The organism is Bartonella sp. HY038 (genome assembly GCF_014117425.1).
Lineage (GTDB): Bacteria > Pseudomonadota > Alphaproteobacteria > Rhizobiales > Rhizobiaceae > HY038.
Genome location: NZ_CP059726.1, coordinates 32,755 through 56,464, shown reverse-complemented (window position 1 = coordinate 56,464; position 23,710 = coordinate 32,755). Strand labels below are relative to the sequence as shown.

The window sequence follows — 23,710 nt, the reverse complement described above, 5'->3', positions numbered from 1 at the left end:
ACGGAGGCAAACATGACATTAAGGATAAAAGCATTTTTAGTGCTTATGACTTCATTGCTAGGCTTGATTGGCTTTGCAACATTCATGCCGGTAAGTGCCCAAGAAGGCATTGCCATTCCACCGCCAAAGCTTGACCAAAGCCAAGCCAAAGCGCCGCAAGTCATAGTGTTGGCGGGTGGTTGTTTTTGGGGCGTACAAGGCGTTTTCCAACATACTAAAGGTGTGATAAGCGCAGTTTCCGGCTATGCGGGCGGCGCTAGCGAAACAGCTAATTATGGTGCTGTGACGAGTGGCACAACTGGCCACGCTGAAGCGGTTAAAGTTACATTTGACCCTGCACAAATCAGCTATGGTGAAATTTTGCAAATCTATTTTTCGGTTGCCCATGACCCAACCCTACTCAACCGACAAGGGCCAGATCGTGGCACACAATACAGATCGGCTATTTTTCCGCAAACTGCAGAACAAGCAAAAATCGCTAAGGCCTATATCGGTCAGCTTAACGCCGCCCGTGTTTATAAAAGTGCTATTGTTACCAAAATTGAAATGGACAAGTCTTTTTATCCTGCAGAAGCCTATCATCAAGATTATTTAACCAATAATCCAACCCAACCCTATATTCTTTATAATGATTTACCAAAGATCGAAAATTTGAAGCAATTATTTGCTCAATATTATAGTTCAAGTCCTCGTCTCGTCGCACAAACAGGTATTTAAGCTAGATATCTATTAATGGTGTAAACATTCCCAAAAAAAGCTGATAAGGATTAACAAGCAGCTTTTAAAAATGACATTAAGTTAAATTTTATAATTTAGGGTCGGTGCTTGCTTCTATCACCAACCCTAAAACGTTTATATTAATATGTTTATTTTAAATTTTAATATCAAATGCAAAAATATTTAATTTAAATAATTGAGTTTACCGTATAATATGGTATTAATTTGATAAATATTATTTATCTTTGATGATATGTTGGAGTAATTATGGAAAAAATATTTTCTATATTGGTATTTATCTTTCTTTTTACTTTGCCAACCTATGCTCAACAAGCAACTGGCAGCGATTGGAATGAAAGTGAAAAAGCCCAATTGCAAAAAGAAATATCAAACCTCATAAGCAATTTTCAATCAAAAGATTTTAAAAAATTAATTAGTTTAACCCCGCCTGCAATATATGAGCAAATGGCCAACGAACTTGATATTGATATTGATGCGATCAAGGAAATATTAATCAATATGAATACTGAAAGTTATAAAAATATTATGTCCGTAAAGCTTCAATTTAATCCTAATGACGTTGATTATCGCCAACTGAGCAATGGTGAAAAATATGCGATCATTCCCATGTCCAGCGAGGTCGAAATGCGTGATGGCAATAAAAAAAAATCCGAGCTTCCCACCGTCGCCCTTATGATTGATAGTAAGCGCTATTTCGTTAATGCTAAAGGTCACGAGCAATTAGAATTATTAAAAACACTTTACCCACAGTTTAAAGATATTGATGTCGACGTAAATTAGTTTTTCATATATTAACCAAGTTGAGGGCAGCAACGCGCTCTATGATTTTTTCGCGATGCATTATATGCGCCAAGGATTCCTCAAAGTTTTAAAAATAATCTTGGAACCTTTTGCCATCAAAATGACAATTATTAAGTAAAAAATCTAGCAAACTGAAATTTTACTTTCGGATTTGTCTTTATGTATGCAAAACACTTTTTTAAGTTTTTAATATGCTCGGTTCTATTATCTTGCACCATGCAAGCCAAGGCGCAAAATGGCGAGGAGAATACTAAGTCTGCCGTTAAAAGACAAAATTTGGTTGGCTATCCCGCACTTGATTTTATTTCATTGGGGTTTTCACAACATGGTGACTATTATTTATTTGGGCAACTGGGCTTTAAAATTGCAACAGCTTCAGCGCAGCTCAATATATTAGATGTAAATGCAGATCGATATGTCGCTAATTCGCCAATACTTTTAAGCGCCACTCATGATAGTGCTGACGCTTATAATATGTGGTGGGTATTACTAAATGAACATCACAAGCTTATCGATTCTTACGCATCGGAGAACCAATATCCCGATACGAAGGAAGTTTTAAATCCAGGCATTTTATTATGGTCAATGGCACCATCGCAACTAGGCGATGGTAGCCTTGCCACATGGCGTGGAAGATTCAATCAGTTACATAGTTTGCGATTGGAGGTTAATGATCAAAATACACAAATGAGACGCAAAGACTGCCTAAATGGAAAAACATTTAACTTAAATTACAAATCGAAAAATAATAATGAAATTTTAGTCTATAAGGACAAAAACCTACCAAAATCGCGGCAATGCGCGACAAATTATCGCTTAAGAGCAATATATACGGCTGAAAATAACCCAATCATTGCTATAATAGCTGTATATTATGACAGCTACACTAGCGATGGTATTGGACAACAACGTTATGAATCTTACGACATATATGACTATATCGCAATTCCAATAAGCCTGCCTATTGACTAAATCCTACCCCAACAATGACAATAGTTAGCAAATTTATGAAAAGTTAATTTGGATTTTAATAAATTGGCCAAAAAATACTAAATAAATGCTTACATGGAATAAATCGTCATTTATTGTAAAAACTTAACATCACTCAATAACCGCAAGTTTTTTGAACAATATCATATGGAAAATTGAGTTTATCAGCTATGAGCAACCCATGATAAGTATTTCTAGATATTATTTGCAATAAAGCATCTTGTTTGGCAGAAAAAGCCGTCAATATTTTATTGATATCATCATTATTTTCATTAAAAAATTTATTTTGATTTTTAAAAAACTTAAAATGTTGGTTGTTTATGATGAATTTAAACCCCTCCCCTATTGAATAATTGAATATTTCGTTTCCAATGACGATTTCTAAGCTTTTTTCTCGCGCACCATTATTATTTTGACATAGAAAATTAAAGCTAACAGCAAAATCGCTCAGTTTAGTATCTCTGGTTGTTTTAAAATAGGCCTGCGTTGATAATAAGAATATGTCTCTTTTTTCCTCAATATTCATATAAAAATTGAGCACTGCCATTTCGATACAATGATCATTGTTTTTCTTACAATTTAGAAATACCTCATCTCTTTTTTGATAAAACTGGTTCAATGCAGCAATTTCATAACCATAGGTAGTTTTTAAATATTCGTTTTGCGCTGCATCAAAATTTTGCCCAAAAGATGATTGGGCATAGCCAAAAAAACTAAAAATCAAAAATAGAGAAATAGACAAAGTTTTATAAAGTTTAAGCATTTTAAACCTTGCTTTTGAGGCTAATTATCAAAACCACTGATAAATATATTATTATTGATTTTCAAATGTTGGGCCAGATTTTAAGAGTAGTGCTGGGTTCAAGCACTGTTCTTTGCAGTTTATTAAAGCAAAAAGAGAAGTGCAGTGCACTTCTCTTTAAAGCAATTAACGAATAACTTTGGCAGCACGATCAATAACAGCCTGCGGAACAGTTACACCTAATTTTTCAGCGGCTTTTAAATCAATTGAAATATCTTTGGCGGGCGGCGTCGTAACCGCAATATCAGCTGGCTTTTCACCTTTTAAGATACGCTCAACCAACTTACCAGTTTCAAGCCCAGCATCATAATAATTAATACCTTGTGCAGCAAATGGTCCACGTCCAATCGAACTTGCATCGGCTGTAAATAGTGGTGTTTGACTTTCAAGAGCAACCACAGATACCCCTTCAAGAACTGAAATGATCATATTATCAGTTGGCACATAAATAACGTCAACCTTGCCAAGCAGTGAACGGGTTGCAGCTTGCACATCTGATGCTTTTGATGCAGATGATGGGATGACATTAATATTATTAGCCTTTGCTACTTCTTCTAACAATTTCAGATTAGAAACAGAATTAGCTTCGCCGGCATTGTAAAGATAGCCAATATTTTTTAAATCTGGAAAGATTTCTTTCAATAACTTGATATGTTCATCAACTGGTGAGCGATCTGATACGCCTGTTACATTAGCGCCGGGCTTGTCAAGGCTAGCAACCAATTTTGCTTCCACTGGATCAGATACGGCAGAAAATACAATTGGAATTTCTTTGGTGGTTGCTGCCATGGTTTGTGCTGATGGGGTCGCAATGGCGACAATCACATTAGGTTCTTCACCTACAAACTGACGGGCAATTTGCGTCGCGGTTGGAATATTACCCTGTGCCGATTGAAAGTTAATGGTTAAATTTTCACCCTTTTTATAGCCTTGCTGTTCAAGATAATCTTCAACGCCTTTGCGCACTGCATCAAGGGCTGGGTGAGCAACAATTTGAGTAATATCAACTTGTACCTTATCGGTAGCGCTTGCCGATAAACTCGTTAGGCTTGGCAATGCAAAGGATAAAGCCGCCACTGCAGCAACCAGTATTTTTTTCATAATTCATTCCCTTTTTTTGTGGGATTAACGCGATCTACGGTTTTGTTGCTACTTTTATGCATGAAATTATAAACAAAGGCAATTATTTTACCAAATAAAATAGCGCTCTCCCCACAAGATGAAACATGAAATGAAGGGCCGTGTTTTAATTGATCTTTGTATAAGTTCGTGATATCGCGGGATAACGATATATTTAATGGCGGGCTTATGGTTTTCTCATCTCTTTCATTTATTTTTTTGCTATTCCCCCTTGCGCTGTTTTTAGACACGCTTGCGCGCTCGTTTAAGAACATTTATTTACGTAATAGTTTTTTATTGGCTATTAGCTTACTGTTTTATATCTGGGGCGAAGCTTATAATGTTTTCTTACTGCTTGGACTTGCTATTTTAAATTATATTGGAGGTAATAATATTGCAAACTCCAAACATAAAAAAATTCATCTTCTAACCTTGGTTTTTATTAATCTTGGTATTCTTTTTTATTATAAATATTTTGTTTGGGCAATGTCGTTAATATTGCCCAATGTTTCAGTTTCTCATCATGCTATGCCACTTGGCATCAGTTTTTTTACCTTCCATGCTTTAAGTTATATTATCGATATATATCGTGGACAAATAAAGCCCGCCAAAAACGCCCTTGATTTTTTAACCTATTTTTGCATGTTTCCCCATCTCGTGGCTGGACCTATTGTGCGCTTTGCGCAAGTGCAAGATGACATAGACCAACGAGGCCCAAGCCGCGAATTATTCAATTTTGGTGTCTATCGCTTTTTGGTTGGTCTCAACAAAAAAGTCTTAATTGCTAATTCGGCCGCCCATCTTGCCGACGCAGCTTTTGCCAATTCTATTAGCGGTATTGGCATGCTAGATGCTTGGATTGGTATTATTGCCTATGCAATCCAGATTTATTTTGATTTTTCCGGCTATTCGGATATGGCAATTGGTCTTGCCGCCATGATAGGCTTTCGCTTTGAAGAAAACTTTAAACGCCCTTATTCCTCTGCCTCAATTAAAGAATTTTGGCGTCGTTGGCATATATCACTTTCAAGTTGGTTCCGTGATTATGTTTATATTCCCCTTGGCGGCAGCCGTGCTGGTGAATGGGGTACTTATCGTAACATGATTATTGTATTCTTCCTTTGCGGCTTATGGCATGGGGCCAATATCACCTTTGTTATTTGGGGCTTATGGCATGGGGCGTTTTTGGTGTTTGAACGATTAAAGCCAATTGCAGCTTTAATCGATCGTTTGCCAATTTTTGTTATGCGGATTTACACAATCATCATTGTATTGATTGGTTGGGTATTTTTTAGATCGAATGATTTAAGTTCGGCTATGGCCTATATTGAGCATATGTTTAGTTTCCAAGGTATGGAAGTTACTCTCACCTATTATAAAATTGCCAGTCTTTTAACCCTTGCTGGAATTATTACTGTGCTTATTCCTGATCGGTTCATTCCGCAGCCAACTTCACATAAGCCAACCGCCTTTGGTTTTAGCATTTACCTTGTACAGGCAGCTTTATTTGTCATATCGATGTCCATGCTATTAACCAATTCACGCAATCCATTTATTTATTTTAATTTTTAAACCAAGGAAGGAAAACAGATGAAAAATACTATTAAAAACATAATCTCTTGTCTTTTCCTATTAGCAATATTTACTGTCCCACTATTGCTTTTTTTAAAACCGACAGGTGGCTTGCTTATTGACGAAAGACGCGAAGCTGCAACATTTCCTTTAAAAATTAAAAATGCAAGTTCTCGTTCAATCAAGGGGTATTTTGCAGATATAGATAAATTCGTTTCAGATAATTTTCCAGCCCGCTCTAATCTTATAGGGATAAATAGAAATATTACTCTTGTTTTTAATGATAATATCGATCCGCAAAAGGCTTTTAAGGGGCACGAAAACTGGCTGTATTTAGGCAATAATTTTGAAAACACCATTGATAAATTTACTGGAAGCAAGCATTTTACCAAAGAAGATGCCTTAAAAAGTGTTGAAAGGCTTGAAGCTTATGCAAATGTTTTTAAAAAACATGGGATAAAAACAATATTTCTGGTTGGGCCTGATAAACAAAGTATATATCCAGAAAATTTACCATCAATACTTAAACCTTCACCCAAGCGTTATATAACACCAATTATCACACAAATGCAAAATGATGGTGTTGATGTTTATGATCCAACGCAGGATTTAATTAATTGTAAGCAGGCAGGCTTGTTGTATTATCGTACCGACACCCATTGGAATTTAAAAGCAGGTGAACTTGTTGCATTAAAGCTATTGCAAAAATGGAATTTGAACCCACCACCTCCCTACAAGATTGAATTGGCAAAATCTTTTGCCGGCGATATTGTATCTATTGCCAACCTTACCACCATTCCACTTATTGATGACGATAATTATATTATTAAATATAAGTCGCCAACGCCTAATGCCAAGCTTAAAAAAGAAGATGGTAGCGAAACTCAATTCGATTTAGGTACTATTGCAACAACAGATAATAATATTATAATTAATCCTGATGCTGCCAATCAGGTGGATTTATGGATCGTGGGAGATTCTTTTACCGGTGCAATACAACCTTTTTTAGCTGGTGCGATAAGCCATATTGAAATGATGCATATTCAAAAAAATTCTCCTGACGAGATTGCAAAAAGATTAGCAAATACTAAGAAAAAACCACGATTTGCTTTAATTGTACTTGTTGAGCGTGGTATATAAGGTTATTATCGCGAAAGACTTGATGATATGGGGCAAAAGCGGGCAAAAAGTCCAAGCAGCATTTGATTGAAAATACGATGTTCTTCTTGCCAGCTATCAAGCTCATTGATCGGCACAGGATTTTGCCCGTCAAGCTTGCTCATCAAACGTTTTCCAAGGGTTTTATACTGATAATCTGATACTTCCCCCGTAATATCACAAGCGCGGATACAGGGACTTAAAGCAACAACCAAATCCTGCAAATGACGCATTTCCATCTGCCCTTGGTCCCAATTGGTTTTAATAGTTGCTTTAGATAAAACATCCTTGTCAATGGACAGATAAATTGACTGATTTTGGCATATTTGCGCGCTGATAAAGGCTGACACCAGATCATCAATATTCTTAAAACTCATGAAGCAATTTTTTAAGCCGAGATATTTTGCCCAGCCAACATCAACACCAGTTGACCAATAGGTAAGCTTGCCGCGTATTAGTGGGTTTAAGCGGTTTTCAACTGCATGGCTTAAACCAATATCATTTGAGGTTATGCCAAGCACATGGACATGGTCAACAAATGGCAGTGCAGCCGTATAGCTTACCCACGAGCCGCAATGAATGCCAAAAGGGTAACGCATATTATCTGGATGGTTGTCCAAAATAACCACGGTAAGGCGTTTATCACCCAATAATTTGGTTTGGCGTGCAATGAGCAAATGGCTAATATGATGATAGTCACCACTGCCTAAAAATACTGGGCCTTGATGGTCACCCAATTGGTCTTCAAGATAAGCCCCAAGCTTTTTATAATTGCGCATCGATGCTGCAAAGCGAATAGTTTTTTGATAATCGCTAAGCGGTAATCTTATTTCACCCTCTAAGGATTTAACGCTGTGATCAAAATCGAGAATAATTGGCTTCATAGATTATTCTCCACCGATGTAGCAGCTTTATTTTCTTTTGGCGCTATAGCCATACTATCACTTTCAAAGTGATGGCGAAAATGCTTTAAAATCCGCTGCAAAACTGGATTGCGGATGTAAACTGCATGTTGCGTCATGGCAAATTTTGCCCCGAGCGAAGCTTTTACTTTAGGATCTGTCCAGCCGGCAACATAAAATTCTAAGCGATGGGCGAGCGCATATTCAAGATTGATAAACCAGCTTAAAAAATACAAATTATAATTGATCGCAGCTGGATACTCAAAACCGATGTATTTATCAATCAGCTTATTGTCATGGATAAAACAAATATTATAGCCGATAAGTTGATTATCCTTGGTTTTATAAGTAAAAACGCGCAAAGAGGGATCAGGATTTTGCAATAAACTCGCAAAAAAATCACGGCTTAAAAGATCAAAATGCACTTCACTTTGCTGATAGACCTGTAAATAAAGGCTATAATATTGATCAAGTGCTTTTTCATCAAAAAACAACGAGTTTCCTGCTTCAAGCACATCAATAATCAATTCATCACGGTGACGAAATTTACGGCGAAAATCTTTGCGGCGATTTTTTGAAAAACGGTTCAAATATTCATCAATTGAGGTAAAATCCATTTTTACATAGGCAAGCGCCTGCCCCTCAACCTTGATAAAGCCGCAACGCTCTAAGGCGTTTAAAAAATTGCAACTTGCATCACTATCACTAAGGCGTACCAAAGGATTTTGCAGTGGCAAATCTTTAACAATGACCAAAGGATAATTGGTCTTTGCTTTGGTTATTAATTCTTGAGCTGAGCTGTCAAAATCAAAATTTTCAGCTAAGGGTGTAAATTCACTTACCGTGGTGCCGACAAAAAGCGTGTTAAATTTTAAAAGCCGCGACCATAATTTAAAAAACGGCAGGCTACCAATACGCTTGCGTGTATCGCTTTCCATCGTGGTTAAAAGATCAAACTTAGCGCCAAAGCAAGGCAAACCAGAATTTAAATTAATGCTTGTAAAGTCTTTTGGCAAATAAGCAAAAAAGAGGCTAGACAAATGACTAGGCTCAAGATTATTGCGCGAATAAATAACTTTATCCGTGCCTATTTCCTTGTGCTTAGTCACTTGAACAACCTCTTTTTCTCACCCTATCACTAGGGATTGCGACGCACGAAATTACATGCTGGCTTTTGCCCGCTTCAATAATTGGTCAAGCAAGGCAATGGCCTTATCAATTTCCGCTTTGCTAATCATCAAAGATGGTGCAAGGGTGATAACGTTTTTGTAATAACCACCAACGTCCAAAACAAGACCGGTTTTTTGACCTTCATATTCAAGATCACCTGAAAGGCCAATGTCAACCATACGGTCAAGCAATTCACGGTTAGGTGTAAAGCCATCTTCGGTACAAATTTCGCAACGAAGAGCAAGACCAAGACCATCAACATCGCCAATTTCAGGATGACGTTTTTGCAAATCTTGTAAACCTTCAAGGAAATGCGCACCCTTTTCCATAACCATGCCTTCAAAATCGGTTTCGGCGGTCATGCGCATTACTTCCAAGCCAAGCGCAGTGCCAAGCGGATTAGATGCAAAGGTTGAATGGGTTGAACCTGGAGGGAACATTTTAGGATTGATCAATTCTTCTCGCGCCCAAAGGCCACCAAGCGGATTAAGTCCATTGGTCAGGGCTTTGGCAAATACAAGCACGTCAGGGGTGACGCCGAAATGCTCAATTGACCATAATTTACCGGTGCGATAAAAGCCCATCTGGATTTCATCAACAACCATTAAAATGCCATATTGATCAAGAACTTTCTTGATGCCTTTGAAGAAGTTGCGCGGTGGCACGACGTAACCGCCAGTACCTTGTAAGGGCTCGATATAAAAGGCAGCATATTCAGCCTCGCTTGCCTTAGGATCCCAAACGCCATTATATTCTGTTTCAAAAAGACGGGCAAATTCATTCACGCAATGTTCGCCATATTCTTCAACGCTCATTCCGCGGGGGCGGCGAAATGGGTATGGAAAAGGCAAGAACATTGCGCGTTCGCCAAAATGGCCATAACGACGACGATAGCGGTAGCTTGATGTGATGGATGAAGCACCAAGCGTGCGGCCGTGATAGCCACCTTCAAAGGCGAACATTAAGCTTTTGCCATTTTTTGCATTGCGTACGATTTTTAATGAATCTTCAATTGATTGCGAACCACCAACATTGAAATGCACGCGGCCATCAAGACCGAATTTGTTTTTCATGTCTACAGCGATGGTTTTTGCAAGCTCAATTTTGGTTGGATGCAAATATTGACTAGCAGTTTGTGGTAAAGTATCAATTTGTTGTTTTAGCACTTCATTGAGGCGTGGATTGGCATAACCAAAATTGACCGCAGAATACCACATTTGCAAATCAAGATAAGGAATGCCCTTAAGGTCGTACATATAAGACCCTTCGCAGCCGGCGAAGATTTTTGGTGGATTGACGTAATGAACCGTATCGCCAAACGAACAATATTTTGCTTCATCTTGAAGTAAATTATTTTCAATTTCGTTTGCTTCGCCGTCTTTATATCCGTGAAATATTGCCATTGCAATTGCTCCAAACTTTTAAGTAATGCAGAATTAGCAAAGGCTTTTGTTCGTGGCTGTAGGCTTTATGTAGCGATTTGGTAACAAGGTAACAATTGTATATGTCTTATGTTTTGGTTCTTAAAATACCAAATAAATCATATAAATAGGTGATATTTAAGTTATATTTGTGCCGCAAACGGCGATTTTCTTCTTTAGAAGTAATAAATTGAGTCAAAAAACGCAATTAATTTGTGTCAAAAATGTGATTATTTTTAATTGAAAACAATTTACATTGTGCCAAGGGCTTGCTAATCCTATACATTCAAACTTCTTTAAAATCGAGTTTTTAACTAAGGGGAAAACTGGATGACAAAAAAAACAAATAATCCAGACGAGCAGCACCTTGAGCGCGGGCTTGAAAATCGTCATATTCAGCTGATTGCGATTGGCGGGGCTATCGGCACAGGTCTATTTATGGGCTCTGGTAAAACTATTCACGCGGCAGGGCCATCAATTGTGCTTGTCTATGCGATTATTGGTTTTATGCTGTTTTTCGTCATGCGCGCTATGGGTGAATTATTACTTGCCAATACCGAATATAAATCCTTTATCGATTTTTCGGCTGATCTTTTAGGCCCTTGGGCCGGTTTTTTCATCGGCTGGACCTATTGGCTATGTTGGATTGTAACGGGCGTTGCTGATGTTATTGCCATTGCCGGTTATGCGCATTTCTGGTGGCCATGGCTTAATCCATGGATTCCAGTGCTTATGTGCGTTGCCGCATTTTTTATCCTCAATATTGTTGCAGTAAAATTATTTGGTGAATTAGAGTTCTGGTTTGCTTTAATTAAAATCGTGGCTATTTTAGCGCTGATTGCCATTGGCGTTTATATGATTGTTACCGGTTTTACCTCTCCAAATGGCAATGTTACCTCACTTAGCAATGTCTGGAATGGTGGCAATATCTTCCCCAATGGTGTAATGGGCTTTTTTGCTGGCTTCCAAATTGCGGTTTTTGCCTTTGTGGGTATTGAACTCGCTGGCACTGCTGCGGCAGAAGTGAAACATCCAGAGCGCACATTGCCAAAAGCGATTAACTCAATTCCAATTCGGGTTATTTTCTTCTATGTTTTATCGCTCATTATTATTATGTCGGTAACCCCTTGGGATCAGGTCGATCCAACAAAGAGCCCATTTGTTGAAATGTTTGTGCTTATTGGTATTCCAATTGCTGCAAGCCTTGTTAATTTTGTGGTGCTAACCTCAGCGGCTTCATCAGCTAATAGTGGTGTTTTCTCAACCAGTCGCATGGTCTATGGTCTTGCTGAAAAAGATGGGGCGCCAAAGGTTCTAGGCAAATTATCAAGCAAACGCGTCCCAGCTAATGGTTTGTTATTCTCATGCCTTTGCATCTTGATTGGTTATTCAGTTTTATCCATTATTCCAACCGTTATGGGTGCATTTACAGTTGTGACCACCATCTCAGCTATTTTGTTTATGTTTGTCTGGACAATCATTCTCATCAGCTATGTGGTTTATCGCAAAAAACGTCCAGATCAACATGCGATTTCAATCTATAAAATGCCTGGCGGTGTTGCTATGTGTTACGTGGTCATGGCGTTCTTCGTGTTTATTTTAGCACTATTGTCACTTGAAGCAGATACCCGTATTGCACTTATCTATACACCATTATGGTTTGTTTTGCTTGCTGTTTGCTTCTTTGCTTTTGCGCGCAAAACCTATCATCAAAAATAAATCACAACCCATTGAGTAGTAGTTAAATACACAAAGCCGGCGAATTTTCGCCGGCTTTTTATTTGTCTTTTTGTATATGATCAACAATCATGTTTTTGATGAGCTTTGGAGCAAAATATTCTGATAAAGAAAACAAAAACAATTTAGCATAATAATCATAAATAGGAGGATTTATTGTTTGAATTTGTTTAAATGAACGGACAAGGCCCTCAATATACATGCCATCCTCAAGATCAATGCCACATTTTAAAATATGGATGAGGCGATTATATAAATAATCACAATAAGCAAAACAATACTCATCATCACCGCAATTTTCAATTTGCCACTGCGCCATCATATTTCCATCTTTAATAACAAGTTGGTATAAATTGCTAAAAAAAACCATTGGTGTCAAATGGATAAGTCACGGCGTAAAAGTCGTCTTTCACAAGTAAAACAAGTGGAGCTGATTAAGTATGTCTTTTGGGGTTTACCGGCTTTTTCTACTGCGATTTTTGCAGGCGTAAAGGAAAACACGCTTACGCTTTATTTGCGCAAGTTATTTCACTTAAGAAATGATTTGATCTTATGCTGGCGGCAAAAATCTGTTAAATAATCTTTTAAATGTTATTTTATTATTTTTATAATAATACAAGTTTAAGAGACATTATGAGCAAAAAGCAGGTAACCACGAAGAAAAATATTTTTATCTGGATAGCGATAATAATAGATTGTCTTGCGATAGTTAAATTTATGTTATCTTTTGCAAATATGACTTTTTTTACTAAATATATAGGAGAAGATTTAACTTACTCGATTTTTAATTTTTTAATTTTTGTTGATTCATTATCTTTGATCTTCAATTTTCCAGTTTTGATTATTTTAGGTGCAATTTTTTGGGGTATGGGGCTTCAGTCTGGGCGTTTTTCAGACCAACGGACAGATCTTATCGTTAGTATTATAAAAATTCATCTGGTCATATTATTTTTTGTTGCCATGTTATTATTAAGCATATGGATAAGTAAACTATAACCACCGCCCATTTTTTTGAGGAAGTGTAGACAATCTACGTGCAGATATTTTCGTAGATTTTTTGCCCACTTTGCTGTTAAACTTTTAAATTTCTGATAAACGCTTGCCAAGATTATGGTAGTAAAAAAAAATAGGAAATAGGGTATAAATGAGCAATTTTTTAAGCACCTATCATGAAGCTGATGGAGATCCAATTTTGGCATTAATGGATCTTTTGCGCAAAGATCCACGCGAAGATTGTATTGATTTAGGTGTGGGTGTTTACCGCGATGACAAGGGCGACACCCCGATAATGCAAGCAGTAAAAGCTGCTGAAGAAGGTATTTTGCGCGATGAAAAAACCAAAACCTATCTTGGTATTCGGGGCAATATGGGCTTTCTTGATCTTTTAGCGACCAAAATTTTTAGCCATGATCTTAACCTATCTAGCTTGCAAACGCCGGGTGGTTCGGGCGCTTTACGTGCACTTGCCGATTTTTTAGCCATTGATGGCAAAAAAAATATTTGGTTACCCAACCCCACATGGGGCAATCATCGCGCTATTTTTCAAGCGTGCGGCCATAGTTTTGCAACTTACGCTTATTATAACGCAAAAACTGCAAGCCTTGATTTTAGCGCCATGTTGGCAGTTCTTGAAACAGCTCAAAAAGGCGATGTTGTGCTGTTGCATGGTGTCTGCCATAATCCAACCGGAGTTGATCTTGACGCTGAGCAATGGCAGCAAGTGGCTGATTTATTATTACGTAAAGAACTTATTCCATTTATTGATCTTGCTTATTTGGGGCTTGGCAGCAATTTACAACAAGATTTGGACGGCCTTCGTATTATTACCCATACCTTGCCTGCAGGATTAGTAGCAATTAGCGCATCTAAAAACTTTGCCCTTTACCGTGAGCGCACCGGCGCTGCCTTTGTTTTTTCTCATGAAGGGGCAACGCAAAAAGCTGTGCAATCGCAATTAAGTCGCGTGGCTCGTGTTAGCTATTCGATGCCACCAGATCATGGTGCAGAAATTGTTCGCCGCATTTTAGTTGATAAAAACCTTTATCAAAATTGGCATCAGGAACTTGCGCTTATGTGTGGGCGCATTAATAGCTTGCGCAAAAGCTTAGCTGATGAATTAGCAGTATTTTTTGAACCTGATCGCTTTGCCTATATTGAAAAAGGCAAGGGCATGTTTTCCCTCCTACCGCTTGATGAGCAGGCGGTAAATCGCTTGCGTAAAGAATTTGCCATTTACGTAGTACCTGGCGGGCGCATTAATATTGCAGGCTTAAAAATCCAAGAATGTCAACGTTTTGCAAGTGCTGTTGCTAAAGTGCTTAGTGCTTAATCCAATACCGACACTGGAACACTTCATTAATCACCATGAAGTGTTCCATTTATAATATGCCATGTCTTTATTCAAAAAATTTAAGCAATGGTGCAAGGCAAAATACGACACCAAAGCCAAATACATACCAATAAGATGGCGTGATAAATTTACGCAATGCCGGCACTTTTAAAATTAAACAACAAGGAATAATAAAGCCGACAATGCCATTTAAGGGTGAGAGGAATTGTATCATAGCAATAACCGAAAAGTCTAAAGCCACCCAGCCCCAAAGAATAAGAATGATAATTGCACAAATACCAATTTGTACAATGAAATTAGGTATATTCGCCACATTCATAATGCGTGAAAGTAGGTTTATGATGATGCCTTTAAACGCCTCATAAACACCAAGAAAAATGGCAAAAAACGCAGTTACAATCGCAAATACATTAAGCAGTACCGACATAATCGCAATCGTTTTACCGCTTAAGACACTCGCTGCCAATGCAAGGGCAGAAATATTTTGCTGCTTTGCTGAAACTGCTTGTTCATGATTAATTGAAAAGGTAAAAGACAGTGCAAAAAATAAAACGCAAACCACTAAGACAATAAAGGCAATCAAGTTGACGCGTAATGCGCGATAAGTTGCTTTTTGTGGATCTGGTTCAGTTTTGCGAAAGGCAATATTCATTGGGCTTAGAATTTGCAGAAATAAAATAGAAAATAGCGCAAATGGCAAAGTTAAAATTGTATCCCTAACAAAAGAGAGTACTGGCGGAAAGCCTGGAATATTGGAAAAGTCCCAATAGGGTACCATGACGATGCCAAATAATACCACAATAGCTACTTTGGCGACCACCATTGGGCCAGAAATTCTAAAGAGCAGCCGCTCGCCTTGGGCAGCAATCAACACCAAAAATGTTAGCAATCCTAAAATATACCAGATATTTTGGGATAAAAGCCCTTCCGTAACGCCAAAAGTTTGTAGATATTTAGCACTATCAATAGTGATAGTAAGGGAATATCCTAAAATGCCTTTAAACAGCATAAGAAGGTATAAAACACCGAGTACCACCCCCCAATTTTTGCCAAGATATTGGCTAATTACATTGGAGTAATCCTCACATTCACTTGTTTCGGAAAGGCTTTTTAAATAAAGTGCTTGCATCCAATAGCACGCAGGGTAGGCAAGCAATAAGGCGGCCAAAAATACCCATATGCCTTTTAATCCCACTTGAATTGGTAGATAAATAATTCCTGCACCAATTGCCATACCGATGCATAAGACTACCCAACCAAGATCATAGCGGGTAAACGGAATTTTTTCGGTTTTGCTGGTATTTAAAGCAGTTGTTGAACTTATATCCATAATATTTCCCCTTTATTTTATAAAATTTTACGGATTTATGTAGTGTTTTATTGAAATGCCGCCTCCAATCGCTTTAAAGCCTCATTTAATGTTTGGCGGGTGCAACCAAGATTAACCCGCATGAAACCATGTCCTTCTTGACCAAATTTGCGCCCATCATCAAACCATAGCCCAGCCTTGGTTAGGAAAAAATCGTTTAGATCTTCGGCTGATAAGTTCAATTGCCGACAATCGAGCCAAGATAGGTAAAGAGAATCCATTGGTAATGCGGTGAGTGGCAAATTAGAATTATTAACTTTTGAAGCAAATATTTGTTGGTTTTCACGAACATATTTTAATAAGTCATCTAGCCACTCTTCTCCTTGGCTATAGGCAGCTTCAGTCGCCACCATGCCCATAATATTAATCAAGTTTAAACCGCAAGTCTTCATATGGGCGGTTAGCTTTTCCCTTATAACTGGATTTGCAATATAATTATTAGAGCATTGCAAACCGGCAAGGTTAAAAGATTTGCTAGCCGCCGTACAAATAATCGCATTTTGAGCATATTCATCACCAAGTGAAGCAAAGGGTACAAATTTTTTGCCCGGATCCATAATGAGGTCGCCATGAATTTCATCAGATACAACAATTACATTATGGGCGGCACATATATCACCCATGGTCTTTAACTCGTCAGATGACCAAACATTACCGGTTGGATTATGGGGATTACATAAAATAAATAATTTTGTATCCGCCGTGATGGCCTTTTCAAAAAGCTCTGCGTCAAATACATATCGTTCGCCGACAAGTTGTAACGGGGCAGTAACAAGCTTGCGGCCATTGGTGATAACATCTTGGTGGAAATGGATGTAAACAGGTGGTTGCACCAAAATACTATCATTGGGCGTGGTAAAAGCCTGTATAATCATGTTAAGCATAGTAACTATGCCGGGGCTAAGCACAAGCCAGTCAGGATCAGTATGCCAATTATGACGCTTTTTTTGCCATGTTGTTATTGCTTGCCTATAGGAGGCACTCACACCGCTATAACCCAAAACACCATGATCTAATACATTTTGAAGAGCAGAAGTGATACAAGGCGCGACCCTAAAATCCATATCCGCAACCCACATAGGGAGTGGATCTAACTGCACCTGTTGCTTTGTCAAAAAACGATCAGGATATGACCATTTCATTGAATTTGAAGATTTGCGATCAATAGTCTCATCAAAATTAACCATAATTTATTCCTCCTCCTTGAATAAATCTATGATAAATCTTTAAGAAAAGCACGTGAAATGGCTTCTACCTCGTAGTTAAATAGTCAAGTATTAATAACGCATACCGCATTTATGAGCTAAATTTAGTTATTAAAGATGCGTTTCTTTACTCATCATCATTATTATTTTTAATAAATTTGTAGGTAGTTCCAATCATTGCCCCTTAATGATTTCCCATTTTATAATTTAACTTCAATATGGAAAAAAAAGAAATGTAATTTTTCAATTTATTTATAAAATTTTTAAAAATGAGTTATCGTAGTTTTGTATCGAAAACTGCGATAGTTGTAAAACGTGCTAAATTGCAAAGCCTAATCAAGACAGTCAGCATTTTGCATTTAACCCCTTCTCAACGATCAAAAATCTCAACCAATTAGCAGCACAGCATGCCACTTGCAGTGTCTCGCTAACGCCGCAAGTTAAAATAGCTTTTTAAAAATTATTGCTGATTATAATGATGCAATGAGCGCGATTTATCAGCGCGGAACTGCGATCAAGGGTAGTTTATGAATTATCATCAGATTTACTTATGGGTACAAAAAGTAACACCGATCATTGATGCTTTTAAAATGGCCGTTCGCCATTTTTAAGCCTTTGTTCAATATCATCAATAACAGGTATAAGATCGGCTATAGTTTCAATGACATAATGCGCACCTGCAGCTTTTAAGCGTGGTGCAATTTTAGCCATTAGATCATTGCGGGTATTTTTGTCCATCGCCTCATAATCTGCAAGGCTTAAAGCTGCTTCATTACCGCTTAAGGCAAGGCCAATGGTCCATGATCCGGCAGCAACTCCCTCCATAATACCAACGCCGGTATCATCAATTTTTACGGTGAGATGCGCCGGCCACACACAAAGGTCTAAAAAGCATTGATACATATTAAGCGGTGTTGGCCGCCCAAAGGGTAGATCACCGGCACAAACAAGATTATCTGGCTCATAACCTTGGGCCTTGGTAAGGGGTAAAACACGCTCCATAATCGAGCGTGTATAGCCGGTGGTAGAGCCAATTTTCATCTCTCGGCGGCGAAGTTCTGCTACAACTTCTAAAGTGCCGGGGATGAGGCTAGCATAATTATGGACAATTGCTTCATTAAGCGGTAAAAAATGCGCGTAAATAGCATCAATATCAGTGTTATCAGCAGTTTTTCCGTGTGTGTCCTGCCATGCCTTGGCAATACGTGGTTGGTTTAAGACCGCTACAATATGGTCACGTTTTGGCAACCCCATTGGCGCACGGGCTTCGCCAATCGATATATCAATATCAAAGGCTTTAAAACTTTCAACAAACACACCCATTGGTGCAAAGGAGCCAAAATCTATCGTGGTTCCTGCCCAATCGAAAATTGCCGCTTTTAACTGTGTCACGCTTTTTTCCTATGAAGTTGCTAGGGTCAGGACCTAGAGTGTTGGAGATAAATTTATTCTTTATCGTTTTTTAAATCTCGATAAGATGAAGGCTGCACTAAAGCGCTTTTCTATATCATTTGAATATTGCATAGTTTGCTTTCAGCTTTGACTTATACCGATTACCCTCACCACGAAATCTATATAAGCAGCATTTTCATCAACAAAATAATAGGGGCCTATATCTTTGCCCTTTTTTAGCTATAAAAGGTAACGCAATTTTCGCCTTTTTCATATTGATTGGTTATGCCGATACAATCGTCACCACCCAAGGAGGCTCAAACATAAATACATGTCATTGTAAAATAATTGCCTCAAAAAAGATCATCTATTACCTCTTCACCCAAAGCAAAAGCGGTTGAAGCTCCAGTGCCGCCCGTCACCATTACAAGGCGCACATGATCTTGCGGGCTATCAACCAATACCGTTTTGGTTTTTGATGCGGCATAAGTGCCAATCCAATGATTAATAATTTCACGCTTTGGTAGATCAATAATTTCATCCAAGCATTCCATCATCAAATCATCAATGGCTGTTTTTGCAAAAGTCTCTGGTGCATTGCCATAAATATGGCTATCCCCAACCACAAGCGAGCCATCGGCTGATTGAACTGCAATTAAATGAATACCCAGTTGCCGCTTTAACGGATAATCACGATCTAACCGCGCGCCAAGAGCAACAGCTTGCGGCAAAGCAGAAAACCCCTCATAGCGAGCAAGGCTATGATCTGACATTAAGGCTGCATTAAATCTGCAGGTGTTGTTATTAGAAAGATTAGCAGCGCCATTAGGTGCAACGCGCAGCATTTGCAAGGTGCAAATAGAAAGAGCATGCGGGGCAATGCGCTCTGGGTAAAGTGATGAAAAATCATCGCCCGGGCAAACAATTATCGTATTGCCATAAAAATTACCACGACTGGTTTTCACGCGATTATCAATAATGCCAAGGGCTGCGGTTTTCCAGAAAAAATCAACCCCCTTTGCTTCATGAAGCCAATGGGCCAATTTTGGAATTGCTGTCATGGATTCAACCCGCAATTCATGGGGGCTATATAAGATTGCTTCATCACCGGATAATTTAAGGCTCGCAATTTGCGCTTGCGCTTCAGTTTTGGTCAATAATCTACAATCTGCGCCCATATCGGTTTTTAAAAAAGCAGCGACAACGTCGCGCGCTTCCTCGCGATAGGCGGGTAAAACAAGCCCCTTATGCAAGACGTCAATGCCGGCATTAGGAGCAATTTCCGCCCAAATATCGCGGCTACGCTTTGCACGATTATAATGGGCGCCGGCGCGTTGTCCTGTAACGGTTACAAAGCCAAAATTGCGGATAGAAGCACCAACCGCCTTGGCATTGCGCTCGATAATTGCTACTTTTTTACCGCGATTAACCGCAGCCAAAGCACAACCAAGGCCAACAATACCGGCGCCAATAATAATAACATCAAAATGTTTATTCATGGCTTTCCCGCTTTGCAAATATGCCATATTGAATGAGCTTATTGTTCAAGATACCCTTTTGCCAATAAGTTATGACAATGACATTGCGTTTGCATGGCAGAATAATGACAAATATAACAATTGGCAAAACTTGTGCTGAATTGACTTTAAAATGATTGAAAATTGGCAAACTTTGCCATATAATGTTTTAAAATACAGTTTTGAAAGGATATATTATGGCAACCATGAATGTTTCCTTGCCAGACCAGATGAAAAATTGGGCTGAAAAGCAATCAGATAATGGCCGATATCAAAATGTCAGCGATTATATTCGTGATTTAATCCGAAAAGACCAGCAACATCAAATCGCGACACAAGCTTTTCAAAGCGCAATTGATGAAGGTTTACAAAGCGGTACGCCAAAGGCTTTTGATAAGCTTGCATTCAAGCAGCGCATGCGCCAAAAACCTTGAACGATATGGCTTATCAATTAACTCCGCAAGCAGAGCAAGATTTGGAAGAAATTTGGCGTTTTGGTGCGCAAACATGGTCAGAAAATCAAGCTGACAAATATCTAGATGAATTGGTTTCAGTTTTTGAGCTGATCAGCATCATGCCCAATTTAGCACCCTTGCGTCATAATTTTGAGCCTCCTGTGCATATACATGCCCATCATCAACATGTCATTATTTATAATCTTGTTGGTGAGAATATTGTTATTATTCGTATTTTGGGCGGCAAACAAAATTGGCCAGTACTTTTAAAAGAACTTGATTTTTAATGCCTTTGAGACGCCTTATTGTTTATTTATATTATTTATAGTTAGACTATATTTATTATATAGTGATTAGGGGCAGGACCCATTAATTTGAACGAAATGGTATGTAGGATTTTTTGCGAGAAGAAGAGCGGTTCTTCTTTCAGCAAGCAAGTTGTTTTAGCCAAAATATTTGCGCAAAAAAGCCAATAATCGCGCGCGTTAAATGTTAAAAATTATAGCTAGAGCCTTTATAGGGGGAATATAATGAGCATTTTTTTTGGCAAAGGTCGGCGAAAAACCTTTGAATTATCCAATTGTTATTCTTTGCAGCTCATATTTTTTATTTTTTTAGCGCATATTTTTTTGATAGTCATTAAGGCAGAGGCAAGCGAAAATATCGTTTCGTTAAAGCCATCAAACCAACAAACGCAGATTAACGGTCCTAATGCATTGTTTAGTATCATGCATCTTAATGAAAGTGATACGGCGTTAAATACACAAATTTTAAGCTATAATTTGCCGTTTTTGGAAAATGTTGATCCTGCCCTACAAAGCCTGGGCGATAAAGAGTGTGGTTTTTTATATGGTCGATACTTAACCTATTGGTCTATCGGTTTAATTGAAAAGGCAAGCTATGGACGGGAAAACAGTAAAGAATTAGCCGATCTGTTACAAACGCTCATGATGCTAAATGTAATATTAATGATGCCACATCAGTGCGAGCTGCCAATGGGGTTTTATGATACGGATGATTTTGATTACTACTTAAAAACAACCAACGACATGCAAGCAACTAAATGGCTAGAAACTGCAGCGTGGCAGGGGCAAAAAAAGGCGCAAATCGCGCTTGCCAAATTTTATAGCAGATCTTTAAATTATGAAGATAAAAAACAAGCTTTTAAATGGTGGTTAATGCTTGCCAATGCTGGTGATGACCAAGCAATTTTTAAACTTGGGCAGTTTTATGAGGATGGTGCCATTGTCCATAAAGATTTAAAGCGAGCTTATTATTACTATGAAAGAGCTGCAGATCTTGAAAATATAAAAGCTGTGGCTAAACTTGGTTCATTTTATGCAAGCGGCATTGTTGTTAAAAAAGATTTAAAAAAGGCTTTTGGCTATTATTTTGAAGCGGCAAAACAGCATGATGCAGAAAGTCAATTTTACCTATTTAAAGCCTATTGGCATGGCTATGGCGTTGAAGAAGACAAAAAAACTGCCATTCAATGGTTTTATAAAGCGGGTAGTATGGAACACCTAGGCAGCCAATGTTTACTTGGAGAAGTATTTTTTGAAGGAAATGTTTTTAAAAAGGATATAATGGAAGCCTATAGATTATGCTATATGGTGAAATTACGATCTGATCCACCACATGAAAAAACCGATGCTGTATTGAAACGCATTGCGCAAACAATGAATGATAGCGACATTAAAGCAGCACAACAACAAGTACACGATTGCCTGTCTGGTGAAATTAAAGCCTGCCCTCATTATTTATTGCCTGACAGTCCGCTTTTTGGATTTGGCTTTGCTTTTGAAAATTATTCAAATAAAAATCGCCATTAAAGTTAAAATTAAACCAGCTGCAATGCTGAGTATTATTTTAGCACCCAATCCATCAAGGAAGCGGACGAGAAAGAATTTCGCCAAAATTCTGTAGCCAATTATGGGGCGGTGACGTGCGATTTTTTTCGTTTCAATGACAGCTTAACTGCTAAAAATAAGCGCGAATGTTTCATTTAATATTATGAATAATTATTTTAAACAAATTTAGCGAAATATTGTTAGAAATAATAGCAGCATAAAATCTATCAACATAACTTATATCGCCATCTATGCCGGCGCATTTTTCGACTTCCTCCCTTTTATATCAAAATTATGTATTTTACCCTTTATTGTATTTGGTACTTTAAAATAAACAGTCCTCAGCGTAAGTACAAAACAATAATAACATGAATATTTTAATCAACTTTTTGTTAATGGATTTTTAAACCAGCAATTGTGTAAATGCTTAAGAAGATTCTGCGCTTTTTAAGTGTTTTACAAAGGAAAATATTTATGATTTTACGTCTATCCAAGGCACTTATGGTTTGTGCTATTGCGTTTTTTACATCATTGGTGGTTTTTGGAAATGTAACTGATTACAACACCAATTTTCAATTTGTTCACCATGTTTTTATGATGGATACAATACCGCCAGAAGCATCTATTCATTATCGCGCAATTAACAGTAACTTGATCCATAATCTTGGCTATATTGGCATTATGAGCCTTGAATTTCTTACTGCCTTATTATGCTGGATTGGCGGCATTAAAATGCTTTTATCAGTTAAGGCAAGTGCCAAAGCTTTTAAATCATCAAAAACCGTTGCCATTGCCGGTTTAACAATTGGCTTTCTGGTTTGGCAAGTAGCCTTTATGTCTGTAGGTGGTGAATGGTTTGGCATGTGGATGTCAAAACAGTGGAATGGCGTTCCCGATGCTTTCCGCTTTTTTATTACGATTATAATGGTTCTGCTTTACATTATACAGCCAGATGGTGAATTAGAAAAAGACTAAACCATCGCTAGGTTGTGTTTAAACTAAGTTTGATGTTTAATTTAGCTTATTTGATAATATTTGTCAGATAAGCTTTAATATTTTATAATTTATTGCAATAATATTATAAATAAAACCCATCAATAGCTACTTGACCGCGATATAATATTGGTCTAAAGGTGAGACATTAAATTTTTAAGGCTAGGTA

Annotated in this window: 22 protein-coding genes; 12 read left to right on the top strand and 10 right to left on the bottom strand. The window is 38.0% G+C overall.

Annotation, left to right across the window (positions count from 1 at the left end; all coding sequences use genetic code 11):
* Positions 1-12: 12 nt before the first annotated feature.
* From msrA to H3299_RS14745, 3 genes are all read left to right on the top strand, one after another.
* Positions 13-717, top strand: coding sequence for a peptide-methionine (S)-S-oxide reductase MsrA (gene msrA, locus H3299_RS14755; RefSeq protein ID WP_182419928.1), 705 nt, complete (start codon positions 13-15; stop codon positions 715-717).
* Between the two features lie 267 nt (positions 718-984).
* Positions 985-1,518 (top strand): hypothetical protein, encoded by a 534-nt coding sequence (locus H3299_RS14750; RefSeq protein ID WP_182419927.1) that lies wholly within the window; start codon positions 985-987, stop codon positions 1,516-1,518.
* Between the two features lie 180 nt (positions 1,519-1,698).
* Positions 1,699-2,511 carry a DUF2259 domain-containing protein gene (locus tag H3299_RS14745; protein WP_182419926.1) on the top strand — a complete coding sequence of 271 codons (813 nt, stop codon included), beginning with the start codon at positions 1,699-1,701 and terminating at the stop codon, positions 2,509-2,511.
* Positions 2,512-2,644: 133 nt separating this feature from the next.
* Here the strand turns inward: H3299_RS14745 and H3299_RS14740 are convergent, their stop codons facing one another.
* A complete protein-coding gene (locus H3299_RS14740; RefSeq protein WP_182419925.1) occupies positions 2,645-3,292 on the bottom strand; it encodes a hypothetical protein in 648 nt (215 codons plus the stop codon).
* A 165-nt stretch (positions 3,293-3,457) separates the two neighbouring features.
* On the bottom strand, positions 3,458-4,432 hold the full coding sequence (locus tag H3299_RS14735) for an ABC transporter substrate-binding protein (RefSeq protein ID WP_182419924.1): 975 nt from the start codon (positions 4,430-4,432) through the stop codon (positions 3,458-3,460).
* 207 nt (positions 4,433-4,639) lie between these two features.
* Between H3299_RS14735 and H3299_RS14730 the strand changes: the two genes are divergently transcribed.
* Complete coding sequence (locus H3299_RS14730; RefSeq protein ID WP_182419923.1) at positions 4,640-6,022, top strand: MBOAT family protein; 1,383 nt, start codon at positions 4,640-4,642, stop codon at positions 6,020-6,022.
* An 18-nt stretch (positions 6,023-6,040) separates the two neighbouring features.
* Entirely contained in the window at positions 6,041-7,162 is a 1,122-nt protein-coding gene (locus H3299_RS14725) for a hypothetical protein (protein WP_182419922.1), read from the top strand.
* 5 nt (positions 7,163-7,167) lie between these two features.
* Here the strand turns inward: H3299_RS14725 and H3299_RS14720 are convergent, their stop codons facing one another.
* Genes H3299_RS14720 through H3299_RS14710 form a run of 3 tightly spaced genes read right to left on the bottom strand, consistent with a single transcriptional unit; the run spans position 7,168 to position 10,655 of the window.
* Complete coding sequence (locus H3299_RS14720; protein WP_182419921.1) at positions 7,168-8,064, bottom strand: hypothetical protein; 897 nt, start codon at positions 8,062-8,064, stop codon at positions 7,168-7,170.
* The gene (locus H3299_RS14715; protein ID WP_246708262.1) at positions 8,061-9,191 is read right to left on the bottom strand and encodes a peptidogalycan biosysnthesis protein; all 1,131 of its coding nucleotides are present in this window, start codon (positions 9,189-9,191) and stop codon (positions 8,061-8,063) included. The genes H3299_RS14720 and H3299_RS14715 overlap by 4 nt, the downstream gene beginning before the upstream one ends.
* A gap of 51 nt (positions 9,192-9,242) precedes the next feature.
* Positions 9,243-10,655, bottom strand: coding sequence for an aspartate aminotransferase family protein (locus tag H3299_RS14710; protein ID WP_182419920.1), 1,413 nt, complete (start codon positions 10,653-10,655; stop codon positions 9,243-9,245).
* Between the two features lie 348 nt (positions 10,656-11,003).
* Here H3299_RS14710 and cycA point away from each other — a divergent pair, with 348 nt between their 5' ends.
* Entirely contained in the window at positions 11,004-12,392 is a 1,389-nt protein-coding gene (gene cycA / locus H3299_RS14705) for a D-serine/D-alanine/glycine transporter (protein ID WP_182419919.1), read from the top strand.
* 58 nt (positions 12,393-12,450) lie between these two features.
* Here the strand turns inward: cycA and H3299_RS14700 are convergent, their stop codons facing one another.
* Positions 12,451-12,732, bottom strand: a complete 282-nt coding sequence (locus H3299_RS14700; protein WP_182419918.1) for a hypothetical protein — start codon at positions 12,730-12,732, stop codon at positions 12,451-12,453.
* Positions 12,733-13,043: 311 nt separating this feature from the next.
* On the opposite strand from H3299_RS14700, the gene H3299_RS14695 reads away from it, so the two are divergent.
* Complete coding sequence (locus tag H3299_RS14695) at positions 13,044-13,406, top strand: hypothetical protein (RefSeq protein ID WP_182419917.1); 363 nt, start codon at positions 13,044-13,046, stop codon at positions 13,404-13,406.
* A 148-nt stretch (positions 13,407-13,554) separates the two neighbouring features.
* On the top strand, positions 13,555-14,739 hold the full coding sequence (locus H3299_RS14690) for an aromatic amino acid transaminase (protein WP_182419916.1): 1,185 nt from the start codon (positions 13,555-13,557) through the stop codon (positions 14,737-14,739).
* A gap of 67 nt (positions 14,740-14,806) precedes the next feature.
* Here H3299_RS14690 and H3299_RS14685 read toward each other — a convergent pair whose 3' ends face one another.
* From H3299_RS14685 to H3299_RS14670, 4 genes are all read right to left on the bottom strand, one after another.
* Positions 14,807-16,093 (bottom strand): amino acid permease, encoded by a 1,287-nt coding sequence (locus tag H3299_RS14685; RefSeq protein ID WP_371739860.1) that lies wholly within the window; start codon positions 16,091-16,093, stop codon positions 14,807-14,809.
* 44 nt (positions 16,094-16,137) lie between these two features.
* The gene (locus tag H3299_RS14680) at positions 16,138-17,316 is read right to left on the bottom strand and encodes a MalY/PatB family protein (protein WP_182419914.1); all 1,179 of its coding nucleotides are present in this window, start codon (positions 17,314-17,316) and stop codon (positions 16,138-16,140) included.
* A gap of 603 nt (positions 17,317-17,919) precedes the next feature.
* A complete protein-coding gene (phnX, locus tag H3299_RS14675; RefSeq protein WP_182419913.1) occupies positions 17,920-18,726 on the bottom strand; it encodes a phosphonoacetaldehyde hydrolase in 807 nt (268 codons plus the stop codon).
* A gap of 353 nt (positions 18,727-19,079) precedes the next feature.
* Positions 19,080-20,225 carry a TIGR03364 family FAD-dependent oxidoreductase gene (locus H3299_RS14670; protein ID WP_182419912.1) on the bottom strand — a complete coding sequence of 382 codons (1,146 nt, stop codon included), beginning with the start codon at positions 20,223-20,225 and terminating at the stop codon, positions 19,080-19,082.
* A gap of 215 nt (positions 20,226-20,440) precedes the next feature.
* Between H3299_RS14670 and H3299_RS14665 the strand changes: the two genes are divergently transcribed.
* The 4 genes from H3299_RS14665 (at position 20,441) to H3299_RS14650 (ending at position 23,523) form a co-directional block, all read left to right on the top strand.
* Positions 20,441-20,677 carry a type II toxin-antitoxin system ParD family antitoxin gene (locus H3299_RS14665; RefSeq protein WP_182419911.1) on the top strand — a complete coding sequence of 79 codons (237 nt, stop codon included), beginning with the start codon at positions 20,441-20,443 and terminating at the stop codon, positions 20,675-20,677.
* A 5-nt stretch (positions 20,678-20,682) separates the two neighbouring features.
* Positions 20,683-20,985, top strand: coding sequence for a type II toxin-antitoxin system RelE/ParE family toxin (locus tag H3299_RS14660; protein WP_182419910.1), 303 nt, complete (start codon positions 20,683-20,685; stop codon positions 20,983-20,985).
* Positions 20,986-21,228: 243 nt separating this feature from the next.
* Positions 21,229-22,530 carry a tetratricopeptide repeat protein gene (locus H3299_RS14655; protein WP_182419909.1) on the top strand — a complete coding sequence of 434 codons (1,302 nt, stop codon included), beginning with the start codon at positions 21,229-21,231 and terminating at the stop codon, positions 22,528-22,530.
* A 492-nt stretch (positions 22,531-23,022) separates the two neighbouring features.
* Positions 23,023-23,523 carry a DUF2165 family protein gene (locus H3299_RS14650; protein WP_182419908.1) on the top strand — a complete coding sequence of 167 codons (501 nt, stop codon included), beginning with the start codon at positions 23,023-23,025 and terminating at the stop codon, positions 23,521-23,523.
* Positions 23,524-23,710: the final 187 nt, after the last annotated feature.

What these genes read in the sequence shown, in the direction of transcription:
- H3299_RS14750 (WP_182419927.1), top strand. Translation starts at nt 985, where the DNA reads ATGGAAAAAATATTTTCTATATTGGTATTTATCTTTCTTTTTACTTTG.
- H3299_RS14735 (WP_182419924.1), bottom strand. Translation starts at nt 4,432, where the DNA reads ATGAAAAAAATACTGGTTGCTGCAGTGGCGGCTTTATCCTTTGCATTG.
- H3299_RS14725 (WP_182419922.1), top strand. Translation starts at nt 6,041, where the DNA reads ATGAAAAATACTATTAAAAACATAATCTCTTGTCTTTTCCTATTAGCA.
- H3299_RS14730 (WP_182419923.1), top strand. Translation starts at nt 4,640, where the DNA reads ATGGTTTTCTCATCTCTTTCATTTATTTTTTTGCTATTCCCCCTTGCG.
- H3299_RS14660 (WP_182419910.1), top strand. Translation starts at nt 20,683, where the DNA reads ATGGCTTATCAATTAACTCCGCAAGCAGAGCAAGATTTGGAAGAAATT.
- H3299_RS14690 (WP_182419916.1), top strand. Translation starts at nt 13,555, where the DNA reads ATGAGCAATTTTTTAAGCACCTATCATGAAGCTGATGGAGATCCAATT.
- cycA (WP_182419919.1), top strand. Translation starts at nt 11,004, where the DNA reads ATGACAAAAAAAACAAATAATCCAGACGAGCAGCACCTTGAGCGCGGG.
- H3299_RS14740 (WP_182419925.1), bottom strand. Translation starts at nt 3,292, where the DNA reads ATGCTTAAACTTTATAAAACTTTGTCTATTTCTCTATTTTTGATTTTT.
- H3299_RS14710 (WP_182419920.1), bottom strand. Translation starts at nt 10,655, where the DNA reads ATGGCAATATTTCACGGATATAAAGACGGCGAAGCAAACGAAATTGAA.
- H3299_RS14665 (WP_182419911.1), top strand. Translation starts at nt 20,441, where the DNA reads ATGGCAACCATGAATGTTTCCTTGCCAGACCAGATGAAAAATTGGGCT.
- H3299_RS14720 (WP_182419921.1), bottom strand. Translation starts at nt 8,064, where the DNA reads ATGAAGCCAATTATTCTCGATTTTGATCACAGCGTTAAATCCTTAGAG.
- msrA (WP_182419928.1), top strand. Translation starts at nt 13, where the DNA reads ATGACATTAAGGATAAAAGCATTTTTAGTGCTTATGACTTCATTGCTA.
- H3299_RS14650 (WP_182419908.1), top strand. Translation starts at nt 23,023, where the DNA reads ATGATTTTACGTCTATCCAAGGCACTTATGGTTTGTGCTATTGCGTTT.
- H3299_RS14745 (WP_182419926.1), top strand. Translation starts at nt 1,699, where the DNA reads ATGTATGCAAAACACTTTTTTAAGTTTTTAATATGCTCGGTTCTATTA.
- H3299_RS14695 (WP_182419917.1), top strand. Translation starts at nt 13,044, where the DNA reads ATGAGCAAAAAGCAGGTAACCACGAAGAAAAATATTTTTATCTGGATA.
- H3299_RS14670 (WP_182419912.1), bottom strand. Translation starts at nt 20,225, where the DNA reads ATGAATAAACATTTTGATGTTATTATTATTGGCGCCGGTATTGTTGGC.
- H3299_RS14680 (WP_182419914.1), bottom strand. Translation starts at nt 17,316, where the DNA reads ATGGTTAATTTTGATGAGACTATTGATCGCAAATCTTCAAATTCAATG.
- H3299_RS14700 (WP_182419918.1), bottom strand. Translation starts at nt 12,732, where the DNA reads ATGATGGCGCAGTGGCAAATTGAAAATTGCGGTGATGATGAGTATTGT.
- H3299_RS14655 (WP_182419909.1), top strand. Translation starts at nt 21,229, where the DNA reads ATGAGCATTTTTTTTGGCAAAGGTCGGCGAAAAACCTTTGAATTATCC.